Annotated in this window: 10 protein-coding genes; 7 read left to right on the forward strand and 3 right to left on the reverse strand. The window is 75.6% G+C overall.

The genetic code is table 11. From position 1 onward, the window contains the following. Positions 1-42: 42 nt before the first annotated feature. Together AAT21_RS19685 and AAT21_RS19690 are read right to left on the reverse strand one after the other, a co-directional pair. Complete coding sequence (locus tag AAT21_RS19685; RefSeq protein WP_046778104.1) at positions 43-948, reverse strand: ADP-ribosylglycohydrolase family protein; 906 nt, start codon at positions 946-948, stop codon at positions 43-45. Between the two features lie 115 nt (positions 949-1063). Further along, positions 1064-1819: an ABC transporter ATP-binding protein gene (locus tag AAT21_RS19690; RefSeq protein WP_046778105.1), complete on the reverse strand. Its 756-nt coding sequence runs from the start codon at positions 1817-1819 to the stop codon at positions 1064-1066. A gap of 201 nt (positions 1820-2020) precedes the next feature. On the opposite strand from AAT21_RS19690, the gene AAT21_RS19695 reads away from it, so the two are divergent. The 4 genes from AAT21_RS19695 to AAT21_RS37645 all read left to right on the forward strand — a co-directional run bounded on the left by AAT21_RS19695 (position 2021) and on the right by AAT21_RS37645 (position 10846). Beyond that, entirely contained in the window at positions 2021-5329 is a 3309-nt protein-coding gene (locus AAT21_RS19695) for an FtsX-like permease family protein (protein WP_052757882.1), read from the forward strand. Next, complete coding sequence (locus AAT21_RS34550) at positions 5326-8265, forward strand: hypothetical protein (protein WP_052757883.1); 2940 nt, start codon at positions 5326-5328, stop codon at positions 8263-8265. Before AAT21_RS19695 ends, AAT21_RS34550 begins: the two co-directional genes overlap by 4 nt. Continuing rightward, positions 8262-9221 (forward strand): ABC transporter ATP-binding protein, encoded by a 960-nt coding sequence (locus AAT21_RS19705; protein ID WP_046778106.1) that lies wholly within the window; start codon positions 8262-8264, stop codon positions 9219-9221. Before AAT21_RS34550 ends, AAT21_RS19705 begins: the two co-directional genes overlap by 4 nt. Before the next feature lie 239 nt (positions 9222-9460). Continuing rightward, positions 9461-10846: a virginiamycin B lyase family protein gene (locus AAT21_RS37645; RefSeq protein WP_063838125.1), complete on the forward strand. Its 1386-nt coding sequence runs from the start codon at positions 9461-9463 to the stop codon at positions 10844-10846. Positions 10847-10867: 21 nt separating this feature from the next. Here AAT21_RS37645 and AAT21_RS19715 read toward each other — a convergent pair whose 3' ends face one another. Continuing rightward, entirely contained in the window at positions 10868-11260 is a 393-nt protein-coding gene (locus tag AAT21_RS19715) for a TOBE domain-containing protein (RefSeq protein ID WP_046778107.1), read from the reverse strand. Between the two features lie 107 nt (positions 11261-11367). Between AAT21_RS19715 and AAT21_RS19720 the strand changes: the two genes are divergently transcribed. The 3 genes from AAT21_RS19720 to AAT21_RS19730 are packed head-to-tail and all read left to right on the forward strand — an operon-like array spanning position 11368 to position 16063. Next, positions 11368-12357, forward strand: coding sequence for an oxygenase MpaB family protein (locus tag AAT21_RS19720; RefSeq protein WP_079025817.1), 990 nt, complete (start codon positions 11368-11370; stop codon positions 12355-12357). A gap of 26 nt (positions 12358-12383) precedes the next feature. After that, positions 12384-14477, forward strand: a complete 2094-nt coding sequence (locus AAT21_RS19725) for a serine/threonine-protein kinase (RefSeq protein WP_046778108.1) — start codon at positions 12384-12386, stop codon at positions 14475-14477. After that, positions 14474-16063 carry a phytoene desaturase family protein gene (locus AAT21_RS19730; RefSeq protein WP_046778109.1) on the forward strand — a complete coding sequence of 530 codons (1590 nt, stop codon included), beginning with the start codon at positions 14474-14476 and terminating at the stop codon, positions 16061-16063. The genes AAT21_RS19725 and AAT21_RS19730 overlap by 4 nt, the downstream gene beginning before the upstream one ends. Positions 16064-16068: the final 5 nt, after the last annotated feature.

Below are 16068 nucleotides of genomic sequence, written 5' to 3' on the forward strand. Positions count from 1 at the left end.
TGCGGCGCAATGCGCGATCCGGACGCCGCGGCGGCCGCGGTGTCAGCCGTGCCCGGGCAGCGGTTCGCGGGCCGCGTGCCAGGCGGGCGGGAGGGCGGCGACGCCCGTCCGGGCGGCGATCACCCCGCCCGCGATGGCGCAGGTGGTGTCGATGTCCCCGCGCCCGGCGACGGTGGACCACAGGCCCTCGTGCAGATCGTCGAGGTGTCCCGCCGCGCACCAGAGGGCGTAGGGGACGGTGTCGGGCCCGGACATCCGGTATCCGGAGCCCAGGACCTCCGCGGCGTGCCGGACCGAGGCACGCGGCGACATCCGGGCCGCGATCCGTATCCCCGAGCGGACGTCGCCGTCGGGCAGCCGTGCGGCGACCTCGTGGAGGAAGTCCGGCCGGGCCGGGGCGGGCCCGCCCCGGCTGCGCGCCGCCAGGGCTGCGGCGACGGCCACCGCCACCGCTCCGGCCACCGCCTCCGGGTGGTGGTGCGAGACGACGCTCTGCTCGGCTGCCAGCCCGGCGGCGACGTCGAGGTCCGCGCAGTGCCAGGCACCGAGCGGGGCCACGCGCATGGCCGCGCCGTTGCCCCAGGAGCCCTGGCCTTCGAACTGCCCGGCCACCACCTCCCGCCAGGGCTCGCCCTCGCCGATCCGGCGGAGCACGTCGTGCATCGAGGCTCCGTAGCCGCGGTGCGTGTCGTCGGCGTAGGCCTCGGCGAGGCGGCGGGCCAGGCGGTCCTGGTCGATCGCTGCGCCGCCCTCGGTCAGTTCCCGTACCAGGACGAGCGCCTGGGCGGTGTCGTCGGTCCACTCCCACAGCGGCTCCGGGGGCACGGTCCGTGCCTCCAGGGCCGCTTCACCCTCGCGGCGCAGTATGCCGAACCAGCGCTCACCGAAGGCATCGCCGAAGGCGAGCCCGGAGAGCGAGTCGAGCGCGGGGACGGGCAAGTTGATCATCGGACCAGTATCACAGGGCGGAGGCGTACGCGGCACCGTGTTTCGGTGCGGCCGCGGCGCCGCCGGAACCGGAACCGGAACCGGGAGTGGGGCCAAGGCCGCGGCCGGACACGCCCTACGGTGCCGGCGCCGGCGTCGGCGTGGCCGCGTCGACGATGCGGCCGTCGCGGAGTTCCACGACCCGGTCGGCGAGTTCGATGAGCTGGGGGTCGTGGGTGGCGACCAGGATGGTGACCCCCTCGCTGCGCACCACCGCGCGCAGCAGCTCCATGATCGACCGGCCGGTCTCCGAGTCGAGCTGGCCCGTCGGCTCGTCGGCGATGATCAGGTCGGGGTCGTTGGCGAGGGCGCGGGCCACCGCCACGCGCTGCTGCTGACCGCCGGAGAGTTCGCCCGGGCGCTGCTCGGCGTGGTCCGCGAGGCCGACCAGGGCGAGCAGGGTCCGGGCGCGCTCCTCGCGCTCCTTGGCCGGGACGCGCCGCAGCCGCATCGGTACGCCGACGTTCTCGGCGGCGGTGAGGACGGGAATCAGGCCGAAGGACTGGAAGACGAAGCCGATGCGGTCGCGGCGCAGGGCGAGCAGGTCCGGCTCGCCCAGGGTCGCCAGGTCGGTGCCGTCGACGCTGATCCGGCCACCGGTCGGGGCGTCGAGGCCGCCGACGAGGTTCAGCAGGGTGGTCTTGCCGGAGCCCGACCGGCCCTTGAGCGCGGTGAGTTCGCCCCGGCGCACCTCGAAGGACACGCCGCGCAGGGCGTGGACGGCCTGCGCTCCGCTGCCGAAGCTGTGGCGTACGTCGTCCACGACCACGATCGGCGTGCCGTCGTCCTTCCGTGCCGCCGGGACCGTGGCCGTTTCCTGGTGATCCGTCATCGCCTGTACCCCCCGTTGGGTCGTCGGGCGGAGCGTTCGGCTCCGTATCTCCCGCCCCGGTCCCGCTGCCGCTGCAACATTCTGATCGCATTTGCGCATCCGTTGCACCAATCACGCAAGCCCCTTCCGCCCCTGGCTCGAATCTGACAACATCGTCCGCTATCCGGTACCAGGGGTCCGGATGGGGGAGGGACTGACCACGTGCTCGGCTTCGTCGTGCGCCGGCTGCGCGGGCGTTGGCCGCTCGCCGTCGCCGTGCTGCTCACCGTACTGATCACCGCGACCGCTCTGACCGCGCTGACGGCTTTCACCCGTGGCGTGGGGGAGGAGGGACTGCGGCGGGCCCTGGCCGGCCCGGAACAGCCGCGGACCACCGTCGTGATCACCAGCGGCCATCCCGCCGCCGACCGCGCCAAGGACGACGAGTCCGTCCGGGCATACGCGGACCAGGTGTTCGGACGGCTTCCCGTCACCGCCGAGAGCGTGGCCCGCAGCCGCTCGTACGGACTCCCCGGCGCCGCCGCCTCGGGCCAGGACGCCGACCTCACCCTGCTCGCCGCCCTCGCCCGGGACCACGTACAACTGCTCGCCGGCCGGTGGCCCGAGCCGGTCACCGCCGCCACGCCCGCCACTGCTGCCCCGGCCTCCACTGCCGGAGCCACCACCGCCCCGGCGCCGGCCCAGGTCGCCGTGCCGCGCGCCGCCCTGGCCCGCCTCGGCCTCACGGAGGCCGCGCTGCCCGCACCCGTCCGGCTCGACGACCGGTTCGGCGGCCCCCAGCTGACCGTGCTGGTCACCGGCGTGTACCGGGCCGCCGACCCGGACGCCGGATACTGGAAACTCGACCCGCTCGGCGGCCGTGAGGTCCAGTCCAGCACCCTGGCCACCTACGGTCCGCTCCTGGTGGACGACAGCGCCTTCACCACGGGCGCTCTCCTCCAGAACTACCGCCTCACGCTGCTCACTCCGGACCTGCGCACCCTCCGCACGGCCGAGGCCGCGACCGTCCGCACCGCGGCGGACCCCGCCGCGGCGGCCCTGGAGAACGCCACCTCCCTGCGCGCCGCCACCGAGCTGCCGAAGGTCCTCACCGAGCTCGACTCCGGGATGCGCGTCGCCCGTTCGACCCTGATGATGGGCGCCCTCCAGCTTGCCGTCCTCGCCACCGCCGCCCTGCTCCTCGTCTCCCACATCGTCGCGGTCCGCCAGGAACCGGAGCGCGTCCTGCTCACCGCGCGCGGCGCCTCCCGCCGACGCCTCGGCGCCCTGAGCGCGACCGAGTCCCTGCTGCTGGCCCTGCCCGCCGCCGTCCTGGCACCGCTGCTGACCCCGCCCCTGCTGAGCCTGTTCAGCCGGTTCGGACCACTGGAGCGGGTCCACCTGCGCATCCCGGACACCTGGCTGGTCTGGCCCGTCGCCGCCGGCTGCGCCCTGGCCTGCGTCCTGCTGACGACCCTGCCCGCCGTCCTGCGCGGCGCCTCGGCCGCCGTACTGCGCCGCGCCGGTAGCAGGCAGGCCATGGTGGCCGGGGCCGCCCGCTCCGGCCTGGACCTGGCCGTGGTGGTCCTCGCCGTCCTCGGTTACCAGCAGCTCTCGAAGTACGGCGACACCGACACCCCGCCGGCCACCACCGGCTTCGGCGACGGACTCGGCGTGGACCCCGTCCTCGTCGCCGCGCCCGCCCTGGCCCTGTGCGCAGGCACGCTGCTCGTCCTGCGGCTGCTGCCGTTCGCGGCGCGCGCCGGGGGACGGCTGGCCGCCCGCGGCCGCAGCCTCGCCCCGGCCCTGTTCGGCTGGCAGCTCGCCCGGCGCCCCGGCCGGGCCACCGGGCCCGTACTGCTCCTCGTACTCGCCGTCTCCAGCGGCATCCTGGCCCTCGGCCAGGACTCCGTCTGGTCCGCGTCCCAGCGCGACCAGGCCGACTTCGCGACCGCGGGCGGCCTGCGGATCTCGGCCGGCAGCATGCCCGCGATGGGACAGGGCGGCCGCTACGGGGCACTGCCGGGCGGCGACCGCCTGGGCCCGGTGATCCGCCGGGAGCAGCAACTGCCCGGCGGCATCGTCGCCGACGTCATGGCGCTGGACGCCGCCAAGACGGCCGCGCACATACCGCTGCGCGCCGACCTGCGTGGCGGCCGCGACATGCGCGAACTCTTCGCCCCGCTCGCCGACACCGCCGCGCAGGCCCCCGGCATCGCACTGCCCGGCACCCCCCGCCGGATCGACCTCGACGTGTCCGTACGATCCGCCGGCACCGGCTGGGCCGCCGTCAGCATGCTGCTGCGCGACCGGTTCGGGGCCCTCCACGGCACGCAGTCGGTCACCCTGCCCGCCGACGGCGACACCACCCTCGCCTTCCCCCTGGACACCCTCACCGGCGCCCCGGTCGGGACCGCCGCCACCCCGCTGACCCTCGCGGGCCTGCGACTCTCGTACGCCGGGGACGGCAGCCCACCCGGCGACGGCAGCGAACTGACCCTGCGCCGGATCGCCGTCTCCGGCACCGCTGACGGCGCCGCGACGGCGGTCCCCGCACCCGCAGCCACCGGCCCGGACGGCTGGCGCACCTCGTCCTCGCCGGAGCAGCGCGTCCAGCGGGCCCCCGAACTCCCGCCGCTCCCGGCCGGATCCACGGACCTGGCACGCCTGCGCTACTGGGGCGGCTTCGGCACCGACAGAGGTGTCACCGCCGTACTGTTCCCGGCGCCCGCCGCGCCGCCCGCCGACGCCGTCCCGGCCGTCGCCACCACCCGCTACCTGCGGACCGTGGGCGCCTCCGTCGGAGACACCGTCCGCGTCCCGATGGACGGAGCGACCGTCCCCCTGCGGATCACCGCCGCCGTGGACTCCCTCCCCGTGGCCGGCCGGACGGCCCTCGCCGCGGACCTCCGCGTGCTCGGCCGCTTCCTCGTGGAATCCGCCGGCCGGCAGCCGGCCCCGCCCACCGAGTGGTGGCTGCCAGCCACCTCGGCGGCCGATCCCGTCCCGGCCCGCGCCGCCGCCGAACTGCGCGCGGGAGCCAGGACCGAGCGCGTCCAGCTCCGCGAGGAGATCACGGACCGTCTGCTCGACGACCCGCTGAGCGCCGGCCCGCAGAGCGCGCTCGCCGCCCTCGCCGTCGCCTGCGCGGTGCTCGCGGCCATCGGCTTCGCGACCTCCACGGCCGCCGAACGGCGGGTGCGCGGCCGGGAGTTCTCCGTCCTGCTCGCACTCGGCACCCCGCGCCGGTCCCTCGCCAGGGCGGCCGCCGCCGAGGGCGGAGTGCTGATCCTCATCGGGACCGCCGTCGGCACCGGCCTGGGCGTCGCCCTCGTGCATCTGATGGCGCCCCTGATCGTGCTGACCCCGTCGGCCGGGCGGCCGTTCCCGCCCGTACAGGTGGACATGCCGCTCTGGCAGATCCTGCTGACGGCCGCCGCCATCGCCGCCGTTCCCCTGCTGTCGGCCGTCTTCAGCGGCCCCCGGGGCCGCGACATCGCCGCCCGGCTGCGCCCCGTGGAGGAGATGTGACCACCCCGCCGCCGTCCGCCACCCCGCCGTCGCCGGCCCCGCCGGAGCGGTCCGCCCCCCAGCCGCCCGCCGCCCCGCGGGCCGGGACGCGGCCCGCGCCGTGGGTCCGGACCCGGCTGCGCGCGGCTCCGCTCGGCACGCTGCTCGCCGCCGCGCTGGCGTTCGTCGCGGTCCTCTTCGCCGCCGCACTGCCACGGGCCCAGGACCGGGGCGCCGACCAGGCCCTGCGGTCCTTCCTGACCGACAGCGGGTCGACCCGCACCAGCCTGCGGGCGACCGCGCCGGCCCCCGGGGCCGGGCAGAGCGCCGAGGCCCTGGACCGGACGCTGAAGAGCCTGCTCGCCCAGACCGGGAACACCTTCCACGTCGACACCGACCGGGTCGTCCACGGCACACGGACCGTGAAGCGGCAGCCACTGCTCAACCCGGAACTGTCCCGACCCCACGGCATACCGCCCATGATGTCCCTGCTGTACATCCAGCAGGCGCGGGACCACGTGAAGCTGGTGGAGGGGCACTGGCCGGGTGACACCCCCCGGTCTGCCGGGGCCGCCGGGGTCACGGGGGCCGCCGCGTACGAGCCGCCGCTCCAGGTCGCCATGTCGCAGCAGGCCGCCCGGACCATCGGCGCCCGCGTGGGATCCGTCCTGCAGAGCGCGCCCCTGGTCGACGGCACGCCGTCCGTCGAGGTCGTGGGCCTCTACTCGGTCCCGGACGAGACCGAGGACTTCTGGGTGGACCTGGACTGCCTCCCGCGCGCCTGCAAGACCTTCGTCGGGGACAGCTACCTGTGGGAGGCCGACGCCCTGATCGGCGCCGGCGACCTCGAACGGATGGACCTCTGGGGCCACGACGCCGATGACTTCTGGCGCCTCCCCGTGGACGTCGGCAGCCTGCGGGCCGACCGGCTCGACGCCACAAAGAAGGAGATCGCCTCCTACGTGGCCGGACCCACCGCCGCCCGGCTCGCGTTCGAGACCCGCCGTGAGGGACTGCGGACCACCTCCTGGCTGCCCGAGCTGTTCGAGCAGGCTCACGAACGCAGGCAGGCGGCGGCGCCGCTCGCGCTGATCGGACCCGCCGGGGTCGGCGGCGTCGCCTTCGTCGTCCTGTGCCTCGCCGGCGCGCTCGCCACGGACCGGCGGGACGCCGAACTGCGGCTGCTGCGGGCACGCGGCGGCTCGCGCTCGGCCATCGTCGGCCGCCTCCTCCGGGAGGGCGCCGTCACCGTCCTCCCGGCGGCCGCGGCCGCCACCGCACTCGCCGTACTCCTGCTGCCCACGCCCCGGCTCGCCCCCGCGGTGCTCTCCGCTGCGGCCGTCGCGCTGGTCGCGCTGCTGACCTTCCCGGTACGGGCGGCCGTGCTGCTGACCCCGCCGCGCCCGGCCGGGCGCTGGCGTCGGCCCGTGGCCGAACTGCTCGTTCTCGCCGCCACGGCCGCCGCCGTGCTGGAGGTCCGCCGCCGCGGGGTCGCCCCGGCCGGCAGCGACCCGGACCCGCTGCTCGTCGCGTCCCCGCTGCTGCTCGCCCTGTGCGGCGCGCTGCTGCTGGCCCGGGTCCAGCCCGTGGTGACGGGGTGGTTCGCCCGGGTGGCCGGCCGCAGCTCCGGACTGGTCGGCTTCCTCGGACTGGCCCGGGCCGCCCGCGGCACCGGAGCCCGCGGCGCGGGCCGCTCCGGCCCTTCCGTCCTGCCGATGGTCGCCGTGCTCCTCGCCATCACCACCGGGGGGTTCGGGGCCTCCGTCCTGCAGTCCGTCGAGTCGAACCGCCTCGGGGTCGCCCGGCTGACGGTCGGGGGCGACGCGTCGATCTCCGCCTTCGGCAAGGGGAACCTTCCCGACGGCCTCGCGAAGGCCGCCGGTGAACTGCCGGGCGTACGGACCTCCGTACCGCTGTGGGTCGACCACGACTCCTCCCTCGTGGGCACCGTCCGGCGCTCCAGCCAGGTCAACCTGATCGTCGTCGACCCGGCCGCTTACGCCGAACTGTCCCGCGTCCTCGACTGCGGCCGCTTCGACCCCGCCCTGCTCGCCACAGGCGGCGGGGAGTCCGCGGACGCGCCGGTGCCCGCGCTGTTCACCTCCGGCGTGGCACGCCTGGGCGGCTCGGGCACCTTCACCGTCCAGCCCGGCAACGGCGGCGAGGTGCGGGTCCGGGGCGCCGCCGTGATCGACTGCACCCCCGCGGTCCCGGCCGCCGACGCCGCGACCGTCGTCCTGCCCGCGGGCCGGGCGACGGCCCTGATCGGCGGCTCCGACCGCCCGAACCGGTGGATCGGCCTCGGCCCCGTCGACGGGGACCGGCTGCGCGCACTGGTACGGTCCGCGCTGCCGGCGGAGTCCGCGACCCCGCCGGCGCCCGGGTCCGCGACCCCGTCGGCGTCCCCGTCGCCCACGACCCCCGTCGCGGGGCGGGCCCCGGCCGCGGGGCCACAGCCGGACGACGAGGTGTATCCCGTGCGCACCAGCGCCGACGCCGTCGCCGCGCTGGGCGCCGATCCGCTGCAGCGGTCGGCCGAGCGCCTCTTCTGGGCGTCCGTCGCCGGAGCGGCCGGCTTCGCCCTGCTGGCCGTACTGCTGACGCTGATGCGGACCGTCCCCGAACGCGCGGCCCTGCTGGCCCGGCTGCGCACGATGGGCCTGCGCCGCCGGCAGGGCGTCGCACTGATCCTCGCCGAGACCCTGCCGCAGACCCTGGCGGCGGCCCTGGGCGGGGCACTGGTGGCGGCCGCCGCGGTGGCGCTGCTGGGCCCGGCGATGGACCTGTCCACCCTGGTCGGCGCGAGCGTGCCGACCGGCGTACGGCTCACGGCGGCGCCCGTACTGACCCAGGCCCTGGGCCTGGCCGCCCTGGTCGCCGCGGCCATGCTCGTCGAGGCGGCGACATCCGGGCGACGGCAGATCACCACCGAGTTGAGAGCGGGAGACCAGCGTTGAACAGCGACCAGCCGACGTACGAGGAGCTGCGCCGCCGGGCGACGGCAGCCGCGGAGCCCCGCGCCCGGGCGGTGGACGCCGCGATCGCCTGCGACCGCCTGGTACGGATCTTCAGCACGGACGGCATCGAGGTACAGGCCCTCCAGGGGCTGGAGCTGACGGTCGAACAGGGCGACCTGGTGGCCCTCGTCGGCGCCTCGGGCAGCGGCAAGTCCACCCTCCTGAACATCCTGGCGGGACTGGACGTCCCGACGGCGGGCAGCGCGGCCGTCGCCGGCTACGACCTGCTGGAACTGACGGCGCGGGACCGGCTGCGCTACCGGCGCGAAGCGGTCGGGTTCGTCTTCCAGCAGACGGCCCGCAATCTGCTGCCGTTCCTGACGGCCGCCCAGAACGTGGCGCTGCCGATGCAGTTGAAGGGCGGAGGCTCCCGTCGAGGCGGGAGCGCCCGCCGCTCGGCCCGGGTGGCGGAGCTCCTGGACGCCCTCGGGATCGGCGACCTGGCGCACCGGCTCCCGGCGGAACTGTCAGGCGGCCAGCAGCAGCGCGTCGCGATCGCGGTGGCGATGGCCAACGACCCCAAGGTGCTGCTGGCCGACGAACCCACCGGCGAACTCGACTCCGAGACGGCCGCGGCCGTCTTCGAGGCCTTCCGCACGGTCAACAAGGAACTCGGCGTGACGGTGGTCATCGTGACGCACGACCCCATGGTGGCGGGCGAGGTCCGCCGCACCGTCGCGATCCGCGACGGCCGCACCAGCAGCGAGGTCCTGCGCCGCCTGGTCACCGACGAGCACGGCGAGGAGTCGATCAGCGAACGGGAGTACGTCGTCCTGGACCGTTCGGGACGCGTCCAGCTCCCCGCGAAGTTCCTGGAGGCCCTCGGCATGGAACACCGGGTGGCGGTCGACCTCGCGGCGGACCACATCGAACTCCGCCCGGACCGCGCCTCCTAGGAGGTGTCCGGCGGGGCGGCGGCGCGGGAGCACCCGGCCGGGCGTCAGCCTGTTGGCCCACCGCGGACTGACAGGCCGTCATGCGGGCCCCTACGCTGCAGTGCGCGCACGCCTCCGGCATGCCCGGAGGGCGCCGCTGTCGCGACCTCACGCGCCGCCCGACAGCGCCCGGACCCGCCGGCGAGGGCTCGCCCGAGGACGGGCCCGCCCCCGCACCCCGGCCGAAAGGTCTGCCGCCGATGACCCCCCGCACCGCCCGACCGCGCCGCGCGCGCTGGGCCCTCTCGCTGGCCGCCGTGTTCCTCCTCGGCCTCGCCTGCCCGCCCGCTGCCGCCGCCCCGGTCCCCGCACCCGTCCCCGTACGTGCCGCGGTCGGGGACATCACCGAGTACCCGCTGGCCGCCGGGAGCGCGCCGGGCGGCATCACCACCGGATCCGACGGCAACCTCTGGTTCACCGAGACCGGCACCAGGAAGATCGGCCGGCTCACCTCCGCCGGGAAGCTGACCGAGTTCCCGCTGCCCGGCACCGCCAACGACGCGCTCGGGATCACCGCGGGCCCCGACGGCAATCTGTGGTTCACGGACATCACCGGCCGGATCGGGAAGATCACCACGGCCGGCGTCGTCACCGAGTACGCCCTGCCGCCGGGCAGCGGACAGCCGTTCGCCATCACCACCGGCCCGGACGGGAACCTCTGGTTCACCGAGGACCCCGGCGACAGCATCGGCAGGATCACCACGGCGGGCGTCATCACCCGCTACGCGCTGCCCCACCCGGGCAGCGGGCCGGAGAGCATCGTGACCGGCCCCGACGGGAACCTGTGGTTCACCGAGATCCTCGGCAACCGCATCGGGAGGATCACCACGGGCGGCGTCGTCACCGAGTACGCCCTGCCCCACCCCGACAGCGGACCCGACGTCATCACCGCCGGTCCCGACGGCCGGCTCTGGTTCACGGAACTCTTCGGCAACCGGATCGGGAGGATCACCACCGACGGGACGGTCACCGAGTACGACGTGCCCGCGGCCGACAGCGGCCCGGACGGGATCGCCGCCGGCCCCGACGGCAATCTGTGGTTCACCGCGCAGCTCGGGAACGGCATCGGCCGGATCACCCCGGCAGGGCGGTTCACGCACTACCCGCTGCCCGGCGCGGACTCCTTCCCGACCCGCATCACCGCGGGGCCGGACGGCGGCATGTGGTTCACCGAGATCGTCGGCGACCGCGTCGGCCGCATCGACGCCGGCGCCGGCCGGCCCAGGGCCGACCTGGCGGTCCGGCTGAGCGCGCCGGCCACCGTACGGGAGGGCGGTCAGTACACCTACACCGTCACGGTGACCAACGACGGGCCCTTCGCCGCGGCCGACACGACGGTCACCCTGAACCTGCCGCGCGGGGCGCGGGTCACGGGCACGGATCCGGCCACCGTCCGGGGCGGCGTCCACCGGGTGAGCCGGCGGATCGAGGCCCTCGGGGCCGGACAGCTGCGGGTCTTCCACGTCACGGTGCGGGCCGACCGGCGGCCCGTCGTCATCGCGACGGCCGAGGTGCACTCCCGTACACCGGACCCGAAGCGGAGCAACAACACCGACAGGGCGGTCACTCGGGTGACCCGCCCCTGACCGCCCGGCCTGCGGTGCGGCTCAGTCCACGTCGATGTGGACGCTGGTGGACTTCACGCGGGCGACGGCCCGCACGCCGACCGCGAGCCCGAGCTCCTCGACCGCCTCACGCGTCAGCAGGGAGACCACCCGGTGCGGACCCGCCTGGATCTCGACCTGGGCGGCGACCTCGCCGAGCGTCACCGCGGTCACGATGCCGGGCAGCGCGTTGCGTGCGGACGTCGAGGGCTCACCCGCGTCCTCGGCGGCCTCCCGGGCGAGCTCCGTGCAGAGGGCGGCCAGATGGACGCCCTCGACCATTCGCCTGGTGCCGTCCCGCCGGGTCGGGAAGCGGCCGGCATCGGCCCAGCGGCGGGCGGTGTCGGTGCTGACGCGGAGGAGTTGGGCGGCCTCGCCGATGGTGTAGAGCTGCACCCGGCAACTCTATGCGTCCGGCCGGTCCGGCCGGTCCGGCCGCTGCCCCGAGGACGCCTCCCTCGGTAGGCTGGAGCCGCCGGGCGCCTGCGACGGGGAGGTACGGGATGGGGAACACCGCGACCGGACCCGACCCGGGACCCGGACCCGACCCGGGACCCGGACCCGGCCCCGAACCACGCACCGGACCCGGGGCGGGAACCGCGCCCGGGGCGGGAACCGGACCCGACCCGGGGCTCTACGGCCCCGGCTCCGTCACCTGGCAGTGCCACGGCGACCCGATGATGTGGATCGCCGGGGTCCGCGCCCTCTACCTCCAGGCCCTCCACCCCCGCGCCGTACGGGGCGTCAGGGAGAACTCCGACTTCCGGCGCGACGCCTGGGGCCGGCTGCTGCGCACCGCCGACTTCGTCGGCACGCTCACCTACGGCACCACCGAGGCCGCCGAGCACGCCGGCCGCCGGGTCCGGGCCATCCACCGCAGGCTCTCCGCCACCGACCCGGCCACCGGCCGTACCTTCCCCGTCGACGACCCCGAGCTGCTGCTGTGGATCCACTGCGCGCAGATCGACAGCTTCCTGCACGTGCTGCGCCGGTCGGGCATCACGCTCACCACCGCCCAGGCCGACCGATACGTGGACGAGAACCGCGTCAACGCACGGCTCGTCGGACTCGACCCGGCGGACGTACCCGCCGACACCGCCGGGCTCGCCGCCTACTTCGACAAGGTCCGCCCGGAGCTCGCCGCCGGCCCCGACGCCCTCGCCGTGGACGACTTCCTGCGCGGCCCGCCCGTCCCTGCCCTTCTGGTGCCTGGCCGAAACCTGCTGTGGCGCCCGCTCGCCGGCCTCGCGTACGGTTCCCTCCCCGGCTGGGCGCACCAGCTGTACGGGCGGCCCGCCCCGGCCCCGCGCAGCGTCACCCGGCGCCTGCGTCTCACCGGACGCGTCCTGCGCAGCATTCCCGCAGGTCTGCGCTGGAAGCTGCCGCCAGGTCACATCTTGAAAGCGATGCGTCGCATGGGCCCCGGGAGCCGCCCCTCTCCGTACACACTGCGTACATCAGCGGCCATACTGGACCGGCCGGGGAGGGCGTAGCGCGACGACGGGGGCGATTTCAAGACATGGCGGAGTCCAGACTGATCCAGGGCCGGTACCGGTCGCTCGATCTGATCGGGCGCGGCGGCATGGGCGAGGTATGGCGCGCCCGCGACGAATCGCTGGGCCGGCACGTCGCCGTGAAGTGCCTCAAGCCGATCGGCGCCGACCAGGACGCCCACTTCACGCAGGTGCTGCGCGAGCGCTTCCGGCGCGAGGCGCGCGTGGCGGCCTCCCTCCAGCACCGCGGTGTCACCGTCGTCCACGACTTCGGCGACGACAGTGCCGCCGGCGGCCCCCTCTACCTCGTCATGGAGCTGCTCGAAGGGCGCAACCTCAGCCAGCTCATGGAGGACAACGAGACCCGCCCGCTCCCCGTGGAGGTGGTCGTCGACATCGCCGAGCAGATGGCCGCCGCCCTCGGCTACACCCACGACCAGGGCGTCGTCCACCGCGACCTGAAACCGGCCAACATCATGCGGCTCGTCGACGGCACCGTGAAGATCTGCGACTTCGGCATCGCCCGGCTCGCGCACGACATCGGCTTCACCGCCAAGCTCACCGGCGGCGGCATGGCCATGGGCACCCCGCACTACATGTCGCCCGAGCAGATCGCGGGCGGCGAGGTCGACCACCGCAGCGACCTCTACTCCCTCGGCTGCGTCCTGTACGAGATCGCCACCGGCGCCCCGCCCTTCGACCTCGGCGACTCCTGGTCGGTGCTCATCGGCCACCGCGATGCCGCGCCCGTGCCGCTGCGCCGGCACCGCCCCGAGCTGCCCGGCTACTTCGAGCAGGTGGTCCTCGACCTGCTCGCCAAATGCCCCGACGACCGGCCACAGGACGCCCGCCACGTGCACCGCAGGCTCGTGGAGTCCCGGCTCGGCCGCGGTGCGCCGTCCGGCGCCCTCGCCCCGCTCCCGCCATGGGCCCGCGGGATGACCGCCGGTCGCAAGGCGGGCATCGAGGCGCGGCCCGCCAGCGGCGAATGGGCCGTGCTCACCGGCTCCTGGACGGCCGTGCGCCCCAGCGGCGAACACCCCGTCCCGCGCCCCGGCGGCGACCGGTACGCGACGATCGTGCGCCCCGCCCCCGCCGAGGACCCGCGCCTCACCGTGGCCTACGGCTTCCCCCGTCCCGTCGGCCCGCGCGAGACCGGCCCGGACGCCCTCGCGGCCGGCCACGCCCGCGCCTACACCCTCAGCCGCGCCGGCCGCCCCGAGGAGGCGCTCTCCGTGTACGCGGCCGTGGCAGACGGGCGCGCCCGGGTCCTCGGCCCGGACCACGCCGACACCCTCGCGGCCCGCCAGGAGGCGGCGTACGAGATGGGCCGGCTCGGCCGCCACCAGGAGGCGTACGACGTCTACCGCGCGGTGCTCGTCGCCCGCGAGCGCAGCATGGGACAGCTCCACCCCGACACGCTGCGCTGCCGCCACAACCTGGCCTGCGCCCTGCGTGCGCTGGGCCGGTACGCGGACGCCCACACCACGGCCGTCGCTGTCGCCGCGGACCGGGCGGCCGTCCTGGGCGCCGACCACCCGGACACCCTGCTGACCCGGTACGAGGTGGCGTACGTGCTCGGCCGCCTCGACCGCTGGCACGAGGCGCTGGCCGGCTTCCGCGACGTCGCCGCCGCGCGGGAACGGGTCCTCGGCCGCGACCACCCCGACACCCTGGCCGCCCGCTACGAGGTCGGCATCGCGCTCGGCCGCACCGGCGGCAGCGCCCGGGCCCTCGACCTCTTCCGGGCCCTGGTCCGCGACCGCACCCGCGCCTACGGGGCCACCGACCCCGAGACGCTGCGCGCCCGGCACGTCCTCGGTGTCAACCTGGGCCGCCTGGACCGCTGGGAGGAGGCGGTGGCCGAGGCCCGTCAGGTGGCCGCCGCCCGGGCCCGGGTGCTCGGCGCCGAACACGCCGACACCCTGGTCAGCCGCCGGGAACTGGCCGTCGCACTGGGCCGGCTGGGCCGCTGGGACGAGGCCCTCCCGATCTACCGGGACCTGTCCGGCATCCGTGAACGGTCCCTGGGCGACGAGCACCCCGAGACGGTGCTGGCCCACGCCGACGAGGCCCACTGTCTGGAGCGGCTCGGCCAGGTGTGCTACCAAGAGCCATGACGACCTTCGGGCGGGACGTGTACGACGACGTGATCGTGGGCGGCGGGCACAACGGGCTGGTGGCCGCCGCGTACCTGGCCCGGGCGGGCCGCTCGGTGCTGGTCCTGGAGCGGCTCGGGAACACCGGCGGCGCGGCGATCTCCAGCAGACCCTTCGTGGGCGTCGACGCCCGCCTCTCGCGCTACTCGTACCTCGTCTCCCTGCTGCCCGACAAGATCGTGCGCGACCTGGAGCTGAGCTTCGCCGTACGCCGGCGCACGGTCTCCTCGTACACGCCGACCGAGCGCGACGGACGGCCCGGCGGACTGCTCGTCGGCGGCGGCGAGGAACGCACCCGGGAGTCCTTCGCCCGGCTCACCGGCTCGGACCGGGAGTACGAGAGCTGGCGCGCCTTCTACGAGACCACCGGACGGGTGGCCCGCACGGTGTTCCCGACCCTGACCGAGCCGCTGCCCACCCGGGCCGAGCTGCGCCGGCGGATCGACGACGAGGCCGCGTGGCGGATGCTGTTCGAGGAGCCGCTGGGCGTCGCGGTGGAGCGGCACTTCACCGACGACCTGGTCCGCGGGGTGGTCCTGACGGACGGCCTCATCGGCACCTTCGCCGATGCGCACGACCCCTCGCTGGCCCAGAACCGGTGCTTCCTCTACCACGTCATCGGCGGCGGGACCGGGGACTGGGACGTGCCGGTCGGCGGCATGGGCGCCCTGACGGACGCCCTCGCGGCCGCCGCGGTCAAGGCCGGAGCGGAGATCGTCACCGGCCACGAGGTGCTGCGGATCGACACGGACGGCGTTGCTCCGGCCGAGGTGGTGTTCCGTACGGCGACCGGCGAAGGCCGGGTCGTGGGCCGTACGGTGCTGGTGAACGCCTCCCCGCGGGCCCTGGCCGAACTCCTCGGCGAGACACCGGCCCAGGACCCGGCGACGGCCCCCGAGGGTGCCCAGCTCAAGGTCAACATGCTGCTGCGCCGGCTGCCCCGGCTGCGGGACACCACCGTGGACCCGCGCGAGGCCTTCGGCGGGACCTTCCACATCGCCGAGGGGTACACCGAGCTCGCCCGGGCCTACGCGGAGGCGGCGGCCGGGGAACTGCCGTCCGTACCGCCCTCGGAGATCTACTGCCACTCGCTGGCCGATCCGACGATCCTCGGGCCGGAACTGGTCGAGCAGGGCTACCAGACGCTCACCCTCTTCGGCCTGCACACCCCGGCCCGGCTGTTCGGGCACGACAACCAACAGGCCCGGGAGGTGCTGCTGACCGCCACCCTCGCGCAGCTCGACGCGCACCTGGCCGAGCCGCTCACCGACTGTCTCGCCTTCGACGCGGACGGCCGCCCCTGCATCGAGGCGAAGACCCCGCTGGACCTGGAGCGCGAACTGCGGCTGCCCGGCGGCCACATCTTCCACCGCGACCTGTCCTGGCCGTACGCGGACGAGAGCGAGAACGAGGGTGCGGGCGTCGGCCGGTGGGGCGTGGAGACGGCACACCGCAACGTCCTGCTGTGCGGCGCGGGCGCGGTGCGCGGCGGCGGCGTCAGCGGGGTCCCCGGCCACAACGCGGCGATGGCGGTGCTGGGGCGGTAGGACCG

The sequence above is a fragment of the Streptomyces yangpuensis genome, from assembly GCF_001005295.1.
GTDB lineage: Bacteria > Actinomycetota > Actinomycetes > Streptomycetales > Streptomycetaceae > Streptomyces > Streptomyces yangpuensis.